11 protein-coding genes are annotated in these 15,691 nt (G+C 37.4%); all 11 read right to left on the bottom strand.

Annotated elements, in window-relative coordinates:
* Positions 1–70 precede the first annotated feature (70 nt).
* A complete protein-coding gene (locus F598_RS0110755; RefSeq protein ID WP_019039061.1) occupies positions 71–514 on the bottom strand; it encodes a hypothetical protein in 444 nt (147 codons plus the stop codon).
* A gap of 10 nt (positions 515–524) precedes the next feature.
* A complete protein-coding gene (locus F598_RS0110750; RefSeq protein ID WP_019039060.1) occupies positions 525–1,964 on the bottom strand; it encodes a RagB/SusD family nutrient uptake outer membrane protein in 1,440 nt (479 codons plus the stop codon).
* 17 nt (positions 1,965–1,981) lie between these two features.
* Positions 1,982–5,056 carry a SusC/RagA family TonB-linked outer membrane protein gene (locus tag F598_RS0110745; RefSeq protein WP_019039059.1) on the bottom strand — a complete coding sequence of 1,025 codons (3,075 nt, stop codon included), beginning with the start codon at positions 5,054–5,056 and terminating at the stop codon, positions 1,982–1,984.
* A gap of 403 nt (positions 5,057–5,459) precedes the next feature.
* Complete coding sequence (gene ftsZ / locus F598_RS0110740) at positions 5,460–7,313, bottom strand: cell division protein FtsZ (RefSeq protein WP_019039058.1); 1,854 nt, start codon at positions 7,311–7,313, stop codon at positions 5,460–5,462.
* Positions 7,314–7,336: 23 nt separating this feature from the next.
* Positions 7,337–8,719, bottom strand: coding sequence for a cell division protein FtsA (gene ftsA / locus F598_RS0110735; protein ID WP_019039057.1), 1,383 nt, complete (start codon positions 8,717–8,719; stop codon positions 7,337–7,339).
* Positions 8,720–8,731: 12 nt separating this feature from the next.
* Positions 8,732–9,445 carry a cell division protein FtsQ/DivIB gene (locus F598_RS0110730; RefSeq protein ID WP_245539777.1) on the bottom strand — a complete coding sequence of 238 codons (714 nt, stop codon included), beginning with the start codon at positions 9,443–9,445 and terminating at the stop codon, positions 8,732–8,734.
* Positions 9,438–10,790: a UDP-N-acetylmuramate--L-alanine ligase gene (murC, locus tag F598_RS0110725; protein WP_019039055.1), complete on the bottom strand. Its 1,353-nt coding sequence runs from the start codon at positions 10,788–10,790 to the stop codon at positions 9,438–9,440. The genes F598_RS0110730 and murC overlap by 8 nt, the downstream gene beginning before the upstream one ends.
* A complete protein-coding gene (gene murG, locus F598_RS0110720) occupies positions 10,787–11,884 on the bottom strand; it encodes an undecaprenyldiphospho-muramoylpentapeptide beta-N-acetylglucosaminyltransferase (RefSeq protein ID WP_019039054.1) in 1,098 nt (365 codons plus the stop codon). The genes murC and murG overlap by 4 nt, the downstream gene beginning before the upstream one ends.
* The gene (locus F598_RS0110715) at positions 11,881–13,122 is read right to left on the bottom strand and encodes an FtsW/RodA/SpoVE family cell cycle protein (protein WP_019039053.1); all 1,242 of its coding nucleotides are present in this window, start codon (positions 13,120–13,122) and stop codon (positions 11,881–11,883) included. The genes murG and F598_RS0110715 overlap by 4 nt, the downstream gene beginning before the upstream one ends.
* Before the next feature lie 4 nt (positions 13,123–13,126).
* A complete protein-coding gene (gene murD, locus F598_RS0110710) occupies positions 13,127–14,470 on the bottom strand; it encodes a UDP-N-acetylmuramoyl-L-alanine--D-glutamate ligase (protein WP_019039052.1) in 1,344 nt (447 codons plus the stop codon).
* Entirely contained in the window at positions 14,471–15,691 is a 1,221-nt protein-coding gene (gene mraY / locus F598_RS0110705; protein ID WP_019039051.1) for a phospho-N-acetylmuramoyl-pentapeptide-transferase, read from the bottom strand.

The raw sequence follows: 15,691 nt of genomic DNA, 5'->3' as shown, positions 1-15,691 counted from the left end.
TTAGTTAAAATATTAAAATAAAAAACCCGCCTTAAGAAAGGCGGGTTATATAAGTTAGCGGAATTTATAATTATTCAGCTGAACTAGCTGATACTCTTAATCTTTCTCCAACTACATAAGAGGGATCAGTTACCAGTTTCAAAACCAATAATTCTGGAGTAGTTGTTAATGAATTATTTGTAATAGTTACTGTTATCTCTGCGTTTCTTTCATTGGCAGGAAATACAACTTGAGTATCAAAACTAACATTGTCTTCTGTCAGTTCATTTTCAGCAGAATCGAGTTCTATTGCGAAACTACGCTGAGAAGTTGATAAATCTGATGCGAATAAAAATGCAGTTATTTCTGCTGACTCTCCAGGGGCTAAACTTGATGGATCAGACGAGTCTGATGTCTCTGATCCAACAAAGCCTACTACTGTTGGTCTGTCTTCATTATAATCATCATAATCTTCACACGATGTGAGTGTTAAAAATGATAATAATAATAGTAAAAATATTGAGTTTGTCTTCATAATTTTAAGTTTAATAACCTGGGTTCTGTTCTATGTTAGGATTGTTATCTAAAGTAGTTTGAGAAAATGGTAATTGAAACCTATTATCACCTGCTGGCAAAGTTTGGATTAATGATGGAGTTCCTGAACCGTCAGCAACATCACCAAAACCACCTCTTTCAACAGATTCTCCATAGCGCTTGATATCTAGAAATCTTTGGTATTCGAAGGCAAATTCTAAACGTCTTTCCAATTTAATTGCGTCTAACAATGCCTGTCCAGATTCACCATTAGGTGGGTTTAAATATCTTCTACTTCTTACCTCATTTAGAGCTGTAAGAGCTTCAGATTCTTGATCAAGTCTGTAATGAGCTTCTGCTCTGTTCAAAGATGCTTCAGCAGATCTAAAAACTTTATAATCAACAACACCATCATTTTGACCGGGTCTACCGAATTGCTTTTGTATAGCATTTACATTAACACCTCCATTGGTAATACCGTCGAAGATATAAGCTTCTTTCCTAATGTCATCATCTTGATAAAGATCAACAAGTTCTTTGGAAGCAACGTACTCAGCAATTAATGCAGTCCTGGTTCCTTGATTCCATGTTACACCTATTTGGTTATTTAGTATAGGTGCATTATTAGGAATGCTAAATAAAAGTCCATTATCAGAAATTGTAGAGTCATCCCAAATGCCAACAAATCCTTCTCTTTCAGCTACAGGAGTAGTGACTTGATTTGCAGCGTTTATGGAATTTTGCCATTCACCCATATATAGATATACACGTGATAGTAGAAGATTAACTGCTTCTTTATCTAGTCTTGCAATCGGGTTAGAGGTGTTTATTCCACTCACAGCATCTGTAAGGTCTTGAACGATAAAATCATATACTTCACCTACTGTATTTCTCTCTGGTGTAATATCTGGGTTAGCTTCAAATACATAAGCTATTCCTGGGCTAGAATTTGCGTCAGAAGATTGAGTAGGAATTTTCGCCCAATATGACACTAGGTGAAAATGAGCATAAGCTCTAAGCGCTTTAGCTTCAGCAACAATATTAGCTTTATTATCACCTTCAAAATTTTCAGCAAACTGTAATAGTTGATTTGCGTTATAAATAATGTTATAGGCATCATTATAACTCACTTCCATAGTCAAATTAACAGAATAATTGTATTCATGTAAATATCGCTTTGTTAATCTACCTCCCAGCGTTGCTAAGGTAACATTATCTGCTAGCACATCAGCAGCACTTAATATAGAGCCATTGTCAGATGATCCAAGCATACCAGCGTCTATAAGTGCTGTGTAGACCCCTCGTATACCATTCTCAAAATCTTGTGCTGTTCTGAATGCGTTTTGTGTTCCAAAGTCGTCAAAAGGGACTTGGTCTAATTCATCCTCGCATGAAGTGAATACTCCAACAGTAAGAAGAATTAATAAAAAATTTAAAATTCTATTTTTCATATTGTGTCTTTTTATATTTAGAAACTTAGTTCAATACCAACTTGGTATGACTTCAAATTAGGGTAGCTGTATAAAGTAGCCTCACCTGGTGCAACAGAATTCGCAAAAGAAATTGTTTCACCGGAAGACAAACCTACTTCAGGATCACCGTAAAAATCAGTAAACGTCAATAAGTTTTGTCCTTGAGCATAAATTCTTGCCGAAGTGAAAGGTGTTTTATCTAAAAGTTTTTCAGAAAAATTATAAGATAAAGTAACATTTCTCAATCGTATGTAATCAGCTTTCTCTAGGAATCTATCAGAGTTCACATCAATGTCATCTTGTCTATATAATGGACTAGGTTGTACTCCAGTATCTCCCGGTTGTTTCCAATAGTTGAAAGCACTTGTCGCTTGATTGTTCCCAACACGTTGTCCATCTGAATTTAAGTTAGCCCTTACGAAGTTATTAACCCAGTTTCCAGCTTTATAAACAAAGTCTGTTCTAAGACTTATATTTTTGTATCTAAAGTTACTGAAGAAACCACCTTCCATATCAGCAATTGTAGATTTACCTTGTAATTTTCTAGCATCTTCTGCACCATCAGCAGTAATTGCATCAGCAAAAACCACGTTATCGTTAGCATCTAGGTATTGTGATCTACCAGTTGCTGGATCGACACCAACCCATCTAACGAGGTAATGTTCATTGATTTGTGCACCTTCTCTAAATAAGATATTGAATGCATTAGGAGGCGCTACATCCTGTCCATTTGGAAGAGCTACAATTTCAGTATCTAAGAATAAAGCATTACCACCAACAGTCCAGGTCATATCAGGATTACGAATGATATCACCTTGAATAGATAATTCAAGACCTTGGTTTCTAATTTCACCTAAGTTACCTTGAACAGAACCTATACCAGATTCATCAGCTCTTGGAATATTGAAAAGTAAATCTTCTGTGTCTCTGATAAAATAATCACTTACTAATCTCAATCTGCTATCAAACATATTCAATTCAACACCAATATTGGTATTGTAAGACGTTTCCCATTTTAAAGAAGGATTTGCAATATTTGAAGGGACAGTAGCACTACCACCTGGATAAGAGGCAAATTCAACGGTTCCTTGAGCAGCATATCTTGTGATACCAGTTCTATTACCTGTCGTACCATAAGAACCTCTTATTTTTAAATCGTCTACAGTTTCTATATTAAAGAAATCTTCTTTTGCAATGTTCCATCCTGCACTAGCACTAAAGAAAAAACCATACTCTTCTCCAGCCCCAAAATTTGATGATCCATCTACCCTACCAGAGGCTGATAATAAATATTTTTGATCAAAATCATAATCTGCAAACAAACCGTAAGAAACTAAGGCAAGCTCGTTTCTGGTTGTATTACCATCTGTTACTTCCGCTGCGTTAATTTGAGTTGTTAACAAACGAGAAGGAAAACCTCTACTTGAGACCGAGTACCCTCTTTGTTCGTTAATATTATATTCATATAATCCAAGAACATTAAGAGTATTTTTCCCCGTAGTCAAATTATAATTTAACGTATTTGTTACAGTCATATCGAATAAATATGAACCATCATCTGTCTTAGTACCGGGAAAATCAGCACTACCGATAAGGCTTTGAAGCATACCACCAGGCTGAGAATAAGATTCCCTTCTAGTATTCAAGCTATTGATAGCAACTCTAAAATTATAATTGAAATGATCTGAAAGTCTGACATCAGCAGAAAAACTAGAGAACAAAGTATTTGTAAAGGTTACTTCGGGTTCTGTAAGTAAAGCTCTACGAATATTGAAACCTGTTGTCTGAGAAGATGAATATACTCGATTTCCATTTTCATCTAAGATAGGATTACCAGAATCATCAAGAGCAAATTCACTTTCCCATGGATTGTAGTCCATAAAAGCTCTAAATGGATTTTGCGCATTATTTCTGTCTCTTGGCTCATCACTTGAAGTTCTTGTATAACCAACATTAATACCAAGATTTAACCATTCTTTGGCTTCAAAATTCAAATTAAGCCTAGAACTAATACGTTCAAAACCATCTATCTGATCTATAATACCAGTATTTCTATCATGTGCAACAGAGAAGTAATAGTCTAGTTTTTCAGATCCTCCAGAAACAGAAAAAGAATTATTTTGAAGAATACCATTTTTAAGTCCTAAATCTTCCCAATCATTTACACCGTTATCCAGAAAAAACTGTCTTTCAGGACTCCCAGGCTCTGTAGTTACACCAGGCAAATTCCCAGCATTCAAAATACCCAAAGCATACATTTCGGATTCAAACTGTAGCTTTTCTGATGAATTCATCAAGTCAAAGTTTGGCTCTATTCTTTGCGTTGAACCTAGCCTTGAGTTGATCGTAATTTTCGCACCTTTATTTCTATTACCACCCTTAGTTGTAATCAAAACAACACCGTTAGCACCCCTAGATCCATACCTTGCTGTAGTGGCCGCATCTTTAAGGATTGTAATATTCTCAATGTCAGTATTCGGAATATTTGCTAAATCTTGTTCTCGAATAGGAGCACCATCAACTAAGTATAGTGGAGAAGAAGCTCCAGCCGTTAAAGAACCTGTACCTCTAATTCTAACGAAAGCACCAGAACCTGGCTGTCCGTTCGCAGAAGTAACCTGTACACCAGCAGCTTTACCCTGGAGCAAATTGTCAACACTTGTTGTTGGGGCCAGCTCTTGAATTTCAGCAGCAGAGACAGAAACTGTTGCTGATGTTGAAACAGATTGATTTCTGTTAGAGTAACCTGTAACAACAACTTCGTCTAGTTGAGCTGAATCAATTTGCATTTTCACATCAATATCAAGTTGGTTTTGAACTTTAATTTCTTGAGTTTTAAATCCAACATATCTAAACACAAGAGTTTGACCGGTCTCAGCCTGTATTTCAAAATTACCATCAAAATCAGTCTGGGTTCCAGAATTCTCACCTTTAATTAAGATGTTAACCCCTGGTAGAGGTAATCCATCTCCATCTGTAACCGTTCCTGTAACGGTTTTGGTTTGTGCAAAAGAAAATTGCACTACTAACGCTAAAAATAGCGTTAAAATTCCATTCACTTTTAATTTCATGTTTTTGTTTATTAGAATTAGCCATCCCAAAAATGGTAAGATTAGGTTAACAAACCAATGAATAAAGAACTTAATAAGAAGCTGATTTAGTTAAAGTTTATTAAATAGATAAATTTCAAAACTAACACTTGTTAGCTTACTGACTATCAATTGATTATGACATTTTATTGAGTCAAAAATCTTAATCCTCAAAATTTACTAAATGACTTTAGTTAAAATCCGTCTTAATTTTTATCTAAAAAGAGTTGTTTATAGTTAATAGAATGGTAAAAAAGTTAATAATGTGTTATTTCACATATTTTGCTTGGAGTCTAAAATCTTCTGAAAAACGCTAATAAAACTATAATCATAAAAAAAGCCAACAGAATTTGCTGGCTTTTTTAATGTTATAAAATCGTTACGATTAGTCTACGTTATCGTGAAGAAATGAATTATTAGACCTAAAATTTAGGTTGTCTTTGTCACCTTCCAAACTGGTTCTGGAGAGTGACTTTGAGTTTTCTGAGCGATCGTGATTCAGCTCAATTCCTGCCCTTTTATAGGCAGGCTGTCTTTCAATCTCATCAATGTTATTAGAATTCCTGAATTTATAATTGAACTGCTTCATCTTTGCTTTTCGTTCTGCTGCTCTGGAAGCCAATTCAGCTAGTGGCGTATTCATAGGGTCTATATCTTCATCAGCATCACGACTTGTCTCAACGGGTTCAATAGTCCTCTTTTGGAACTGAACTTCTTCAGGCTCTTCTTCCACTTTTGGAGTCTTTGATTTTTTAACCTGAGAGTGCTGAGTTTCCTCATCGTGCATGAATTCTGATAGATCGTATTTCTTCACTTCAGGACTAGACCGAGTAGGTGATGAAGTAATTTCTTCAGGCTCATGGACTTCAATATCGTGTGGAGAAGACGCTTCAGTGTCTATTTCTTCTTTAGACGACTCTACTTCTTCAGAAAAGTCGAAGCTTAACATTCCAGTGGCAGATTCCTCCTCTTTTTTTTCGTCTTCAATGATTTCAAAATCTTCTGGATGCGCATTAACGATTTCAAAGTCTACATCCAAGTCGTTTACATTTTTATCATCATATTCAGCTTCACTTTCCTCATCAAGCTTATGAACAACTTTAGAATCTTCGTTGGATTTCACTGGCCTTCTCGAAGTGGGAATATCAATATTTGATTTCTTATTATACCGACTTGTTGATAGGTTTTGTTCTATACGCTGATCATCTTCTAGGGTATGAATAATCTTTTTCGTTTCTGTGTTAACGATTTCATCCTGTTGTTCTGTGTTGAACCCTGTAGCAATAACAGTAACAGATACTGAATCTTCCAAACCTTCATCATCTCCAACTCCCATTATAATGTTGGCAGAATTTCCAGCTTCGGCCTGAATATGGTCATTGATTTCTCCAATCTCATCTAAGGTGATCTCGTCGGTCCCTGATACTATAAGGAGCAAAACATTTTGAGCACCCTTAATCTTATTATCATTAAGTAAAGGAGAATCTAAAGCTTTTTCTATGGCGATTTGAGCTCTGTTGGTTCCAGACGCTGTAGCCGATCCCATAATGGCAGTACCACTATTACTCAACACTGTCTTAGCATCACGTAAGTCAATATTTTGCGTGTAGTGATGAGTAATCACTTCTGCAATACCTCTAGAGGCGGTTGCTAAGACTTCATCAGCCTTGGAGAATCCAGATTTGAAACCAAGATTGCCATATACTTCACGAAGCTTGTTGTTATTGATAACGATAAGAGAATCCACATTATTTCTGAGTTCTTCTACTCCAATCTGGGCTTGTTCATTTCGTGTACGACCCTCAAATTGAAATGGAATGGTAACGATACCAACCGTAAGTATATCCATTTCTTTCGAAAGTCTGGCGATAACCGGCGCAGCACCAGTTCCCGTACCACCACCCATACCAGCGGTGATGAATACCATTTTAGTATTGGTGCTCAATAAACTTTTTAAATCCTCTCTGCTTTCTTCTGCCGCCTGCTTACCAATATCTGGATTGGCGCCTGCCCCAAGTCCCTCGGTTAGGTCAACACCCAGCTGGATTTTTGTAGGTACAGAACTATTCTCTAGGGCTTGGGCATCAGTATTACAAATGACGAAATCTACACCCTTAATCCCTTGATTAAACATGTGATTGATAGCGTTAGACCCTCCACCACCTACACCAATCACTTTAATGACATTGGATTGGTTTTTTGGTAAATCGAATGAGATGTTTTCGAATTCTTGGCTCATAATTAATTCTTTTGGTTGGTATTCTACTCTGCGTTATCTAAAAAATCTTTCAGTTTATCAAACCATTTCTCAACTACATTTCTGCTAGGCCGAGCTGGCTGATTGGGTTGCTCTGGTATGTCGGTTTGATGCTCTTGCTCTTTTTCACTATCTGACTCATGTGAAGCATTTGATTCGCTCGCCTCCTCTGTTTTTGTTGAAATCGTCTGCCCTTCCTGCTCTCTTTGTTCGGCTCTATCCAACGCTTTGCGTTGCAAACCATCCATCACCAGGCCAACAGCGGTGGCATAAAGTGGACTTGCAATTTCCTTATCGGTTTCTCCAGCAAGGTATTCATTGGGATAGCCTATTCTGGTGTCCATACCTGTGACGTATTCAACAAGCTGCTTTAAGTGTTTCAATTGGGCGCCTCCACCAGTAATCACTATTCCCGCAATCAATTTTTTCTTTTGTTCCTCGTGTCCGTAATTTTTTATCTCAAGGTATACCTGATCGATGATCTCCACAGCTCTATAGTGAATGACTTTAGACAGGTTCTTTAAGGAAATCTCCTTGGGATCCCGTCCTCTTAACCCAGGAATAGATACGATTTCATTTTCTTTGTTCTCTCCAGGCCAGGCCGATCCAAATTTTACTTTAAGCAGTTCGGCTTGTTTTTCAATGATAGAACAGCCTTCTTTAATATCTTCGGTTATGGCATTTCCTCCAAGTGGAATGACTGCTGTATGCCTAATGATACCATCTTTAAAGATAGCCAGGTCTGTAGTCCCGCCACCTATATCAATTAAAGCAACTCCGGCTTCTTTTTCTTCCTGACTCAGGACAGAATGTGCTGACGCCAAAGGCTCCAGAGTCATTCCGTTAAGCTCTAAACCAGAGTTCTTAACGCATCTTCCAATGTTTCGAATGGACGATATTTGCCCGACCACCACATGAAAATTGGCTTCTAAGCGCCCACCAGACATGCCTCTAGGTTCCATAATTTCAGATTGACCATCTACTTTATATTCCTGTGGTAATACATGTATGATTTCTTCCCCAGGAAGCATCACCAGCTTGTGTACCTGATTGCACAGATTATCGATATCCTGATCTTCTATGACATCCTCTACATCATCTCTTGTTATGTAATCGCTATGCTGAAGACTTCTAATATGCTGGCCAGCAATCCCTACAGTTACGCCTTTTACCTCCAAGCCAGAATTAGCTTCAGCCTGTTGTATGGCTTGCTGAATGGATTGGATGGTCTGGGTAATATTATTGACGACCCCGCGATGAACACCAAGACTTTTTGTTCTTCCTATCCCAAGAATCTCCATCTTGCCGTATTCGTTTTTACGACCAATCATGGCAACAATCTTTGTTGTTCCAATATCTAAGCCTACTGCAATATTATCTTCTTCCATCTTTGTAGATTATTACTTTATTGTGCACACTACTTGATTACCAAATTGCAAATCTATGCGTTTATAATTATCTAGTTTTTTATATTGTGCTGCTTTTTTATAAAAAACCTTATAGTTATTCAACTTTTTTTCAAGATAAGAAATTTGACCAAAATTGACCATATAGTCTTTGTCTCTTACGGATAGAACATAGTTTTTCTCTGAAATTTTTCGGATTGCAATGATATGTTTTTTTAAAAAATCATCGGCTTCAATTTTCATCAAAAGCGGATAAACTTCTTTGAGGTCTTTTTTCTTAACTCCAGAAACCAAAGGCACTCTAGATGAGTAGTTTGAAGATAGAGGCATTGGTTCCCCATCCTGGTCTAAGTAGTAAAATCCATTTTCTTTTATCCTAGCGATAGGCTGACGTTGTATAATTTCTGCAGATAAGATCCCATCCAATGAATAAAAAATTTCTGATGATTTCACCATGTCATTTGCGTTTAAGACTTTTTCAAAGTGAGCAAGGTTTGATTCATTGACTATTGAATCTCCATGAGAACTCAAGGTAGCCTGTAGAAGATCTTTTACCTGAAATTCTGTAATAAATATTTTTGAAGCATCCATCAGCTTAACTTCGACTGACTGGACAGGCTTCATCTTTCGTCTATGATTTGCAAATCCTACCAAAAAGAACAGCACTCCAAGGATCAGAATCAATCTAAGTGTATGTAGATTAAACATTTTCATGCCAATGCTTTAAAAGATTTGTAGCTTCTACTCCTATATCGCCGGCCCCTAGCAGAACAATTACTTTGTCTTCCGCGTTGGTTACCTTATCATGTATATTTCTTTTTTTGATCAAAGCTTTTTCAGGGTGGTCGATTAAATTCAGCAGGTATTCTGATGTTACTCCTTCAATAGGCTCTTCCCTTGCCGGATAAATATCTAATAGATTTACTTCATCAAACTTAGACAGGCTTCGAGCAAAACCTTCAGCGAAATCTCTGGTTCTTGTAAAAAGATGCGGTTGAAAAATGACAACCGATTTTTTATTGGGATGCATTTCTAATATCGCCTGGTGCACTGCGTCTATTTCTGTAGGATGATGAGCGTAATCATCTATGACCACTAATCGGTCTGACTTATGAATATAATTGAAACGTCTCTTCACTCCTTTAAAACTTGCAAGGGCTGATCCAAATGCGCTAGTTAATTCAGGTTTGAAATCTATGGCTAAGGCTAAAGCAGCGGCCGCATTAAGTAAATTATGATGACCCGGCAATGAGAATTCTAAATTACTAAGCTCAGTAATTTTTGTCTTGATGTCGAAACGGTAACTTCCATTTTTAACTAAGATGTTTTTTACTGAGATATCAGAATCCTCCTCGATTCCTATGGTTTTAGCCATAAGACTCAGTCCTGATTTCATGTAAAGGTGATGATTAGGCACCAGGTTTGAAAAGGCTTTAAACGTCTCTGTTAATTGTTCTGGCGTGTCATAAATATCTAGATGATCGGCGTCCATAGAGTTTATGACAGCAGCAGAAGGATGAAGCTGAAGAAAAGACCTGTCAAACTCATCGGCTTCCACAACCACAACTTCTTCTCCATCACCAATATAGTTGGTGTTATAATTGGACAATACTCCGCCACAAAATGCTGTTAATTTGATTCCGCTTGCTTTTAAAATATGGGCCAATATGGCAGAGGTAGTGGTCTTACCATGGGTTCCTGCAACAGCCAGGGTGGGCATGGATTTTGTGACTTCTCCCAATATCACTGAACGTTTATAAAGTTCGATATTATGACTCTTAAAATATTGATGTAAAAGTGATTTATCTGATATGGCCGGAGTGTAAATGACAAGAATCTGTTCTAAGTCGATTTTAAGTAAATCGATTAATTCCTCTTGAGAATAATACACAGCTATACCTTCACTCTTCATCGCTGAAGTGAGTTCAGTTTCAGTTTTGTCATATCCTAATACCTTATGTCCCTTTTGATTGAAGTATCTCGCCAATGCACTCATACCGATACCTCCAATACCGATAAAAACCACATGTGTATAAGCATTTAGTGCTTTCATTTCAATTGACTTTCTATATGTTCCACTTCATCAACTATACTTTTGGTCGCCAAAGGCTTGGCCAGTTGTACTATATGTTTAGATAATTCTTTTTGTAAGTCTGTATCTCTAATCAGGCCTCTAAATGTGGCCACGAACTTGTTGTCCAAATCTGATTCTTTAAGCATGATGGCAGCCTGCTTATCTTCTAGAGATTTTGCATTTTTGGTCTGATGGTCTTCGGCAACATTGGGTGAGGGAATAAAAATTACTGGCTTACCCACTAAGCTCAATTCGCTTACAGCTCCTGCACCCGCTCTGGATATAATCACATCTGAAGCTGCATAAGCCAGGTCCATTTTAGATATGAACTCTAGGACCTTTAAGTTGGCAGTGCTCAAATGCTTGTACCTGTCATAATATAATTTTCCGCACTGCCATAAGACCTGCAGGTTTTCATCTTCAAAAAGACTGATATGGTCTACTATCAACTCATTGATGCGTTGCGAACCAAGACTTCCTCCAATGATGAGTAATGTCTTTTTTTCGTGATCTAGGTCAAAATACTTAATAGCTTCTTCCTTTTTGCTACTGACTTCAAGTAGATCTTTACGAATTGGGTTACCCGTGAGAACAATTTTATCCTTAGGAAAAAACTTGTCCATGCCTTCGTAAGCAACACAAATAGTATTGGCTTCTTTAGCTAACCATTTATTGGTAATGCCTGCGTAAGCATTTTGTTCCTGTATTAAAGTCGGAATATTCAAGCTGGAGGCTGCTTTAAGCAATGGCCCACTTGCAAATCCTCCGGTACCGATAACAACATTTGGCTTAAACGATTTGAGGAGACGTTTGGATTTAAGAATAGAACTGATGAGCTTGAAAGGAAACATCAGATTTGCAAGGCTCAATTTTCTTTGAATTCCAGAAATCCAGAGCCCCTCTATCTTAAAGCCTGCTTCTGGTACTTTAGTCATCTCCATCTTATCTTTTGCACCTACAAATAAAAACTTAGCATCTGGATGTCTGCTTTGTAATTCTTCAGCAATAGCAATTGCAGGATAGATATGTCCACCTGTTCCTCCTCCTGAAATCATGTATCGTTTACCGCTCATATCGTCTCGCTTAACACTTCTAAAGGGTTTTCAATTGCAAGGTCTTCCTCTTTAGCCTTTTGTTCGGCATCTGCTTTTTCTCTAATTTCATTTTTGGCACTTACACTTATAACGATTCCAAGCGCAAGACATGTCATCCAAATGGAGGTTCCTCCACTGCCAACTAAGGGAAGTGTTTGTCCTGTCACAGGGAAAAATTCTACAGCTACTGCTATATTGATAAACGCCTGAAAAATAATTGGGATTCCAGCTGCAATCACCAGTAATCTACCATAAGTGGTTTCAGATTTTGTTACAATAATGGCCATCCTATATAACATAAATAAGTAAGCTAAAATCACACCTATTCCACCTAGCATTCCCATTTCTTCCACAATAATGGCATAGATAAAGTCTGAAGAGGATTGAGGTAAGAAATTTCTTTGCACACTTTTTCCAATTCCATTTCCAGTAATACCTCCAGTAGCAATCGCAATTTTTGCCTTTTCAACCTGATATTGCTCTTTACTTTCTTCTCCTTGCGTAAAGCTTTCAACTCGGCTGATCCAGGTATCCACCCGGTTTGGAAATAAATCTGGGAAGGCTTTTGCTGAGAGACCAAAAAGCACCAAACCTAGCATCCCTATTCCAACCACAGCAGCAGTGTACTTAAAGGTATAACCACCAATAAAAGTCAGCATCAATACGGTTGTAAAGATAATAGCCGCAGTAGATAAGTTAGCAGGAAGAATAAGGCCTACAACTAAAAACACCGGCAGCCAAAGCGGAACTATTGTATCTTTGAAAGTGTAAGAAGCCTCCTTAATTTTTGATAAATATCTGGCCACATAGATTAACAATACCACTGACGCGAGTGTTGATGTTTGAAATGAGAAGTTAACAATAGGCACCTGTATCCATCTGCTAGCATTGGCTCCCTGCATAGTGGTTCCCTGTAGAAGGGTGATAATTAAAAGAACTATTACAACCGGCAGCAGTATAATGGATAAACCTCTAAAATAGCGATATGGAATTTTATGTGTAGCATAAAGTATAGAGAAGCCCAAAACCAAATGAATAAAATGCTTGACCAAGTAAGCAAATGTGCTTCCGCTTGCTCCATTGAGATAGGCCAAGTTGCTAGAGGCACTATACACAGGTATAAAAGAAAAGATTGCCAAAAGCGCAGCCACAGACCATAACATCTTATCGCCTTTAATGCTTTTAAAAAATTCCTTAAGTCCTGAGTTTGTAGACATTTTATTATTTTCTTAGACTTTGTACTTCACTTTTAAATTGTCTCCCTCTGTCTTCATAGTTTTCAAATAAATCAAAACTCGCACAAGCTGGAGATAACAAGACGGCATCGTTATCTTCTGTCAATTCGTAAGCCGTTCTTACTGCGTCTTTCATATTAGCAGTTTCGATAATTGTATCAACGCAATTACTAAAGGCATCGTAGATATTGCTGTTATCTATACCTAAACAAACAATAGCCTTTACCTTTTCGTTAACAAGTGCTAGTAGATCTTCATATTTATTTCCTTTATCTACTCCTCCAACAATCCAAACCGTTGGGGCGTTCATACTATCTAAAGCATAAAAGGTGGCATTCACGTTAGTAGCTTTGGAATCATTAATAAATGATACCTTCTTGACTTTACCCAGTTGCTCCAGGCGGTGCTCTACACCCTGAAAGCTTTCCATACTATCTCTAATGGTTTGCTTTCTTATTTTAAGCAGTCTAGCAGCAGTAGATGCTGCCATTGCATTTCTTGTATTGTGGTCGCCTTTAACGGCTAAATCTTTTACAGACATAGTAAATAAATTATGATTAAGATTGATTTTAATTTTATTATCCTGGATAAAGGCGGATAAGTCCTCTGCAATGGTTTCCATGGTAAAGGGAACCAAAGTGGCTTTGGTTTTATTATGAGCCAACCAGGTGTAGATCACATCATCATCTTTATTATAAATAAGATAATCCTCCTCAGTTTGATTTTTGGTGATATTGAATTTTGCCTCTATATATTCTTCAAAATTATGATGATATCTATCCAGATGATCTGGGGTTATACTGGTTAAAATGGCTATATGAGGCTTAAAATTTTCAATTCCATCCAATTGAAAACTACTAACCTCCAGCACATAATTATGAACTTTTTTTCTGGCCACCTGCTCTGCAAAGCTAAAGCCGATATTACCCGCCATAGAGACCGATAATCCAGCATTGTGCAAAATATGATAGACCATGTTGGTGACTGTCGTCTTTCCATTGGAACCAGTTATGGCTACAAGATTGGCATCTGTATAACGGGAAGCAAACTCAATCTCTGAGATGATATTTATATGCTTTTCCCTTAAGTGTTGAATCACATTTAAGTCATCAGAAATTCCAGGACTCTTCACGATGAGATCTGCAGTTTCCAGTCTAGACATCGTATGCCCTCCTTCTTCAAACTCTACTGCTTCTGAATTCAGTTTGGATTTGAACTTAGGTTTTATCGTAGAAAAATCAGACAAAAACACCTCAAATCCTTGGTCTTTACCCAATATGGAGGCTCCAACTCCACTTTCACCTCCTCCTAAAACCACTAGCTTTTTCATTTATCTAATCTTTAGGGTTACAATGGTTATTACAGCTAATAAAATACCGATGATCCAAAATCTAACGACGATTTTAGATTCATGAAAACCTAGTTTTTGGTAATGGTGATGTAAAGGGGACATCAGGAAGATGCGTCGCCCTGTTCCTGTTTTCTTTTTGGTGTATTTGAACCAGCTCACCTGTAAAATCACCGATAAATTTTCAATAAAGAAAATACCGCATAAGATGGGAATGAGTAGTTCTTTTCTTGTAGCAATAGCTAAAACAGCAATAATACCTCCTATGGTTAAACTTCCTGTATCTCCCATGAAGATTTGAGCTGGATAGGTATTGTACCACAGAAACCCAACCAGGGAACCCGCAAAAGCAGTAATAAAAATTGTCATTTCTCCAGTTCTGGGAATATTCATGACATTGAGATAGTCTGAAAAAATGATATTACCAGACACCCAGGCAAAAATACCCAGAGTAAGGACGATGATGGCTGAGCTCCCGGCAGCTAGACCATCTATTCCATCTGTAAGATTAGCACCATTGGATACTGCTGTAACAATAAAAATCACGATCGGGATAAAAATCAACCAGGCATAAGATGCAGCACCTTCTCCTATCCACGAGATAGCTTTGGAATAGTCTAGTTCATTATTTTTGAAAAAAGGAATCGTAGTGGTTGTTGATTTTTCTTCTGGAGAGGTTTCGGTGATGACCTGTTTATTATTGGTGGTTGTAACCACATTCTCAGACCTCACTGTAACATCTGGATGAAAGTACATAACTGCCCCTACAAATATTCCTAAACCAATTTGCCCAACTACTTTAAAGCGTCCCTTAAGTCCTTCCTTATTCTTTTTAAATGTTTTGATGTAATCATCTAAAAAACCAATCGCTCCCATCCAAATGGTCGTCACTATTAAAAGTATAATGTAGATATTGTTCAACTCCGCAAGAAGTAAAACTGGTATGAGTGTCGAAAAAATGATAATGAGACCTCCCATGGTAGGCGTGCCTGCTTTTTCTTTTTGACCTTCGAGTCCTAGCTCCCTTACACTCTCACCTATTTGCTTTCTTTGAAGAAAAAGAATAATGCGTTTACCAAAAATAGTAGAAACCAATAAGGATAAGATTATAGCAAAAGCAGCTCTAAACGATATGTACTGAAACAATCGAGCTCCAGGGAGATCGTAATTGTTTTCCAAAAATTCGAATAAGTGGTATAACAT

This window comes from Psychroflexus tropicus DSM 15496, from assembly GCF_000378765.1.
Lineage (GTDB): Bacteria > Bacteroidota > Bacteroidia > Flavobacteriales > Flavobacteriaceae > Psychroflexus > Psychroflexus tropicus.
Note: the sequence above shows the minus strand (reverse complement) of the source record. Positions and strands in the feature narration are given on the sequence as shown.

Bases quoted from the DNA above. Each gene is read 5' to 3' on its own strand.
- mraY (WP_019039051.1), bottom strand. From the start codon at position 15,691: ATGTTATACCACTTATTCGAATTTTTGGAAAACAATTACGATCTCCCT.
- F598_RS0110750 (WP_019039060.1), bottom strand. From the start codon at position 1,964: ATGAAAAATAGAATTTTAAATTTTTTATTAATTCTTCTTACTGTTGGA.
- F598_RS0110715 (WP_019039053.1), bottom strand. From the start codon at position 13,122: ATGTCTACAAACTCAGGACTTAAGGAATTTTTTAAAAGCATTAAAGGC.
- F598_RS0110745 (WP_019039059.1), bottom strand. From the start codon at position 5,056: ATGAAATTAAAAGTGAATGGAATTTTAACGCTATTTTTAGCGTTAGTA.
- ftsZ (WP_019039058.1), bottom strand. From the start codon at position 7,313: ATGAGCCAAGAATTCGAAAACATCTCATTCGATTTACCAAAAAACCAA.
- murG (WP_019039054.1), bottom strand. From the start codon at position 11,884: ATGAGCGGTAAACGATACATGATTTCAGGAGGAGGAACAGGTGGACAT.
- murC (WP_019039055.1), bottom strand. From the start codon at position 10,790: ATGAAAGCACTAAATGCTTATACACATGTGGTTTTTATCGGTATTGGA.
- F598_RS0110755 (WP_019039061.1), bottom strand. From the start codon at position 514: ATGAAGACAAACTCAATATTTTTACTATTATTATTATCATTTTTAACA.
- F598_RS0110730 (WP_245539777.1), bottom strand. From the start codon at position 9,445: ATGTTTAATCTACATACACTTAGATTGATTCTGATCCTTGGAGTGCTG.
- murD (WP_019039052.1), bottom strand. From the start codon at position 14,470: ATGAAAAAGCTAGTGGTTTTAGGAGGAGGTGAAAGTGGAGTTGGAGCC.
- ftsA (WP_019039057.1), bottom strand. From the start codon at position 8,719: ATGGAAGAAGATAATATTGCAGTAGGCTTAGATATTGGAACAACAAAG.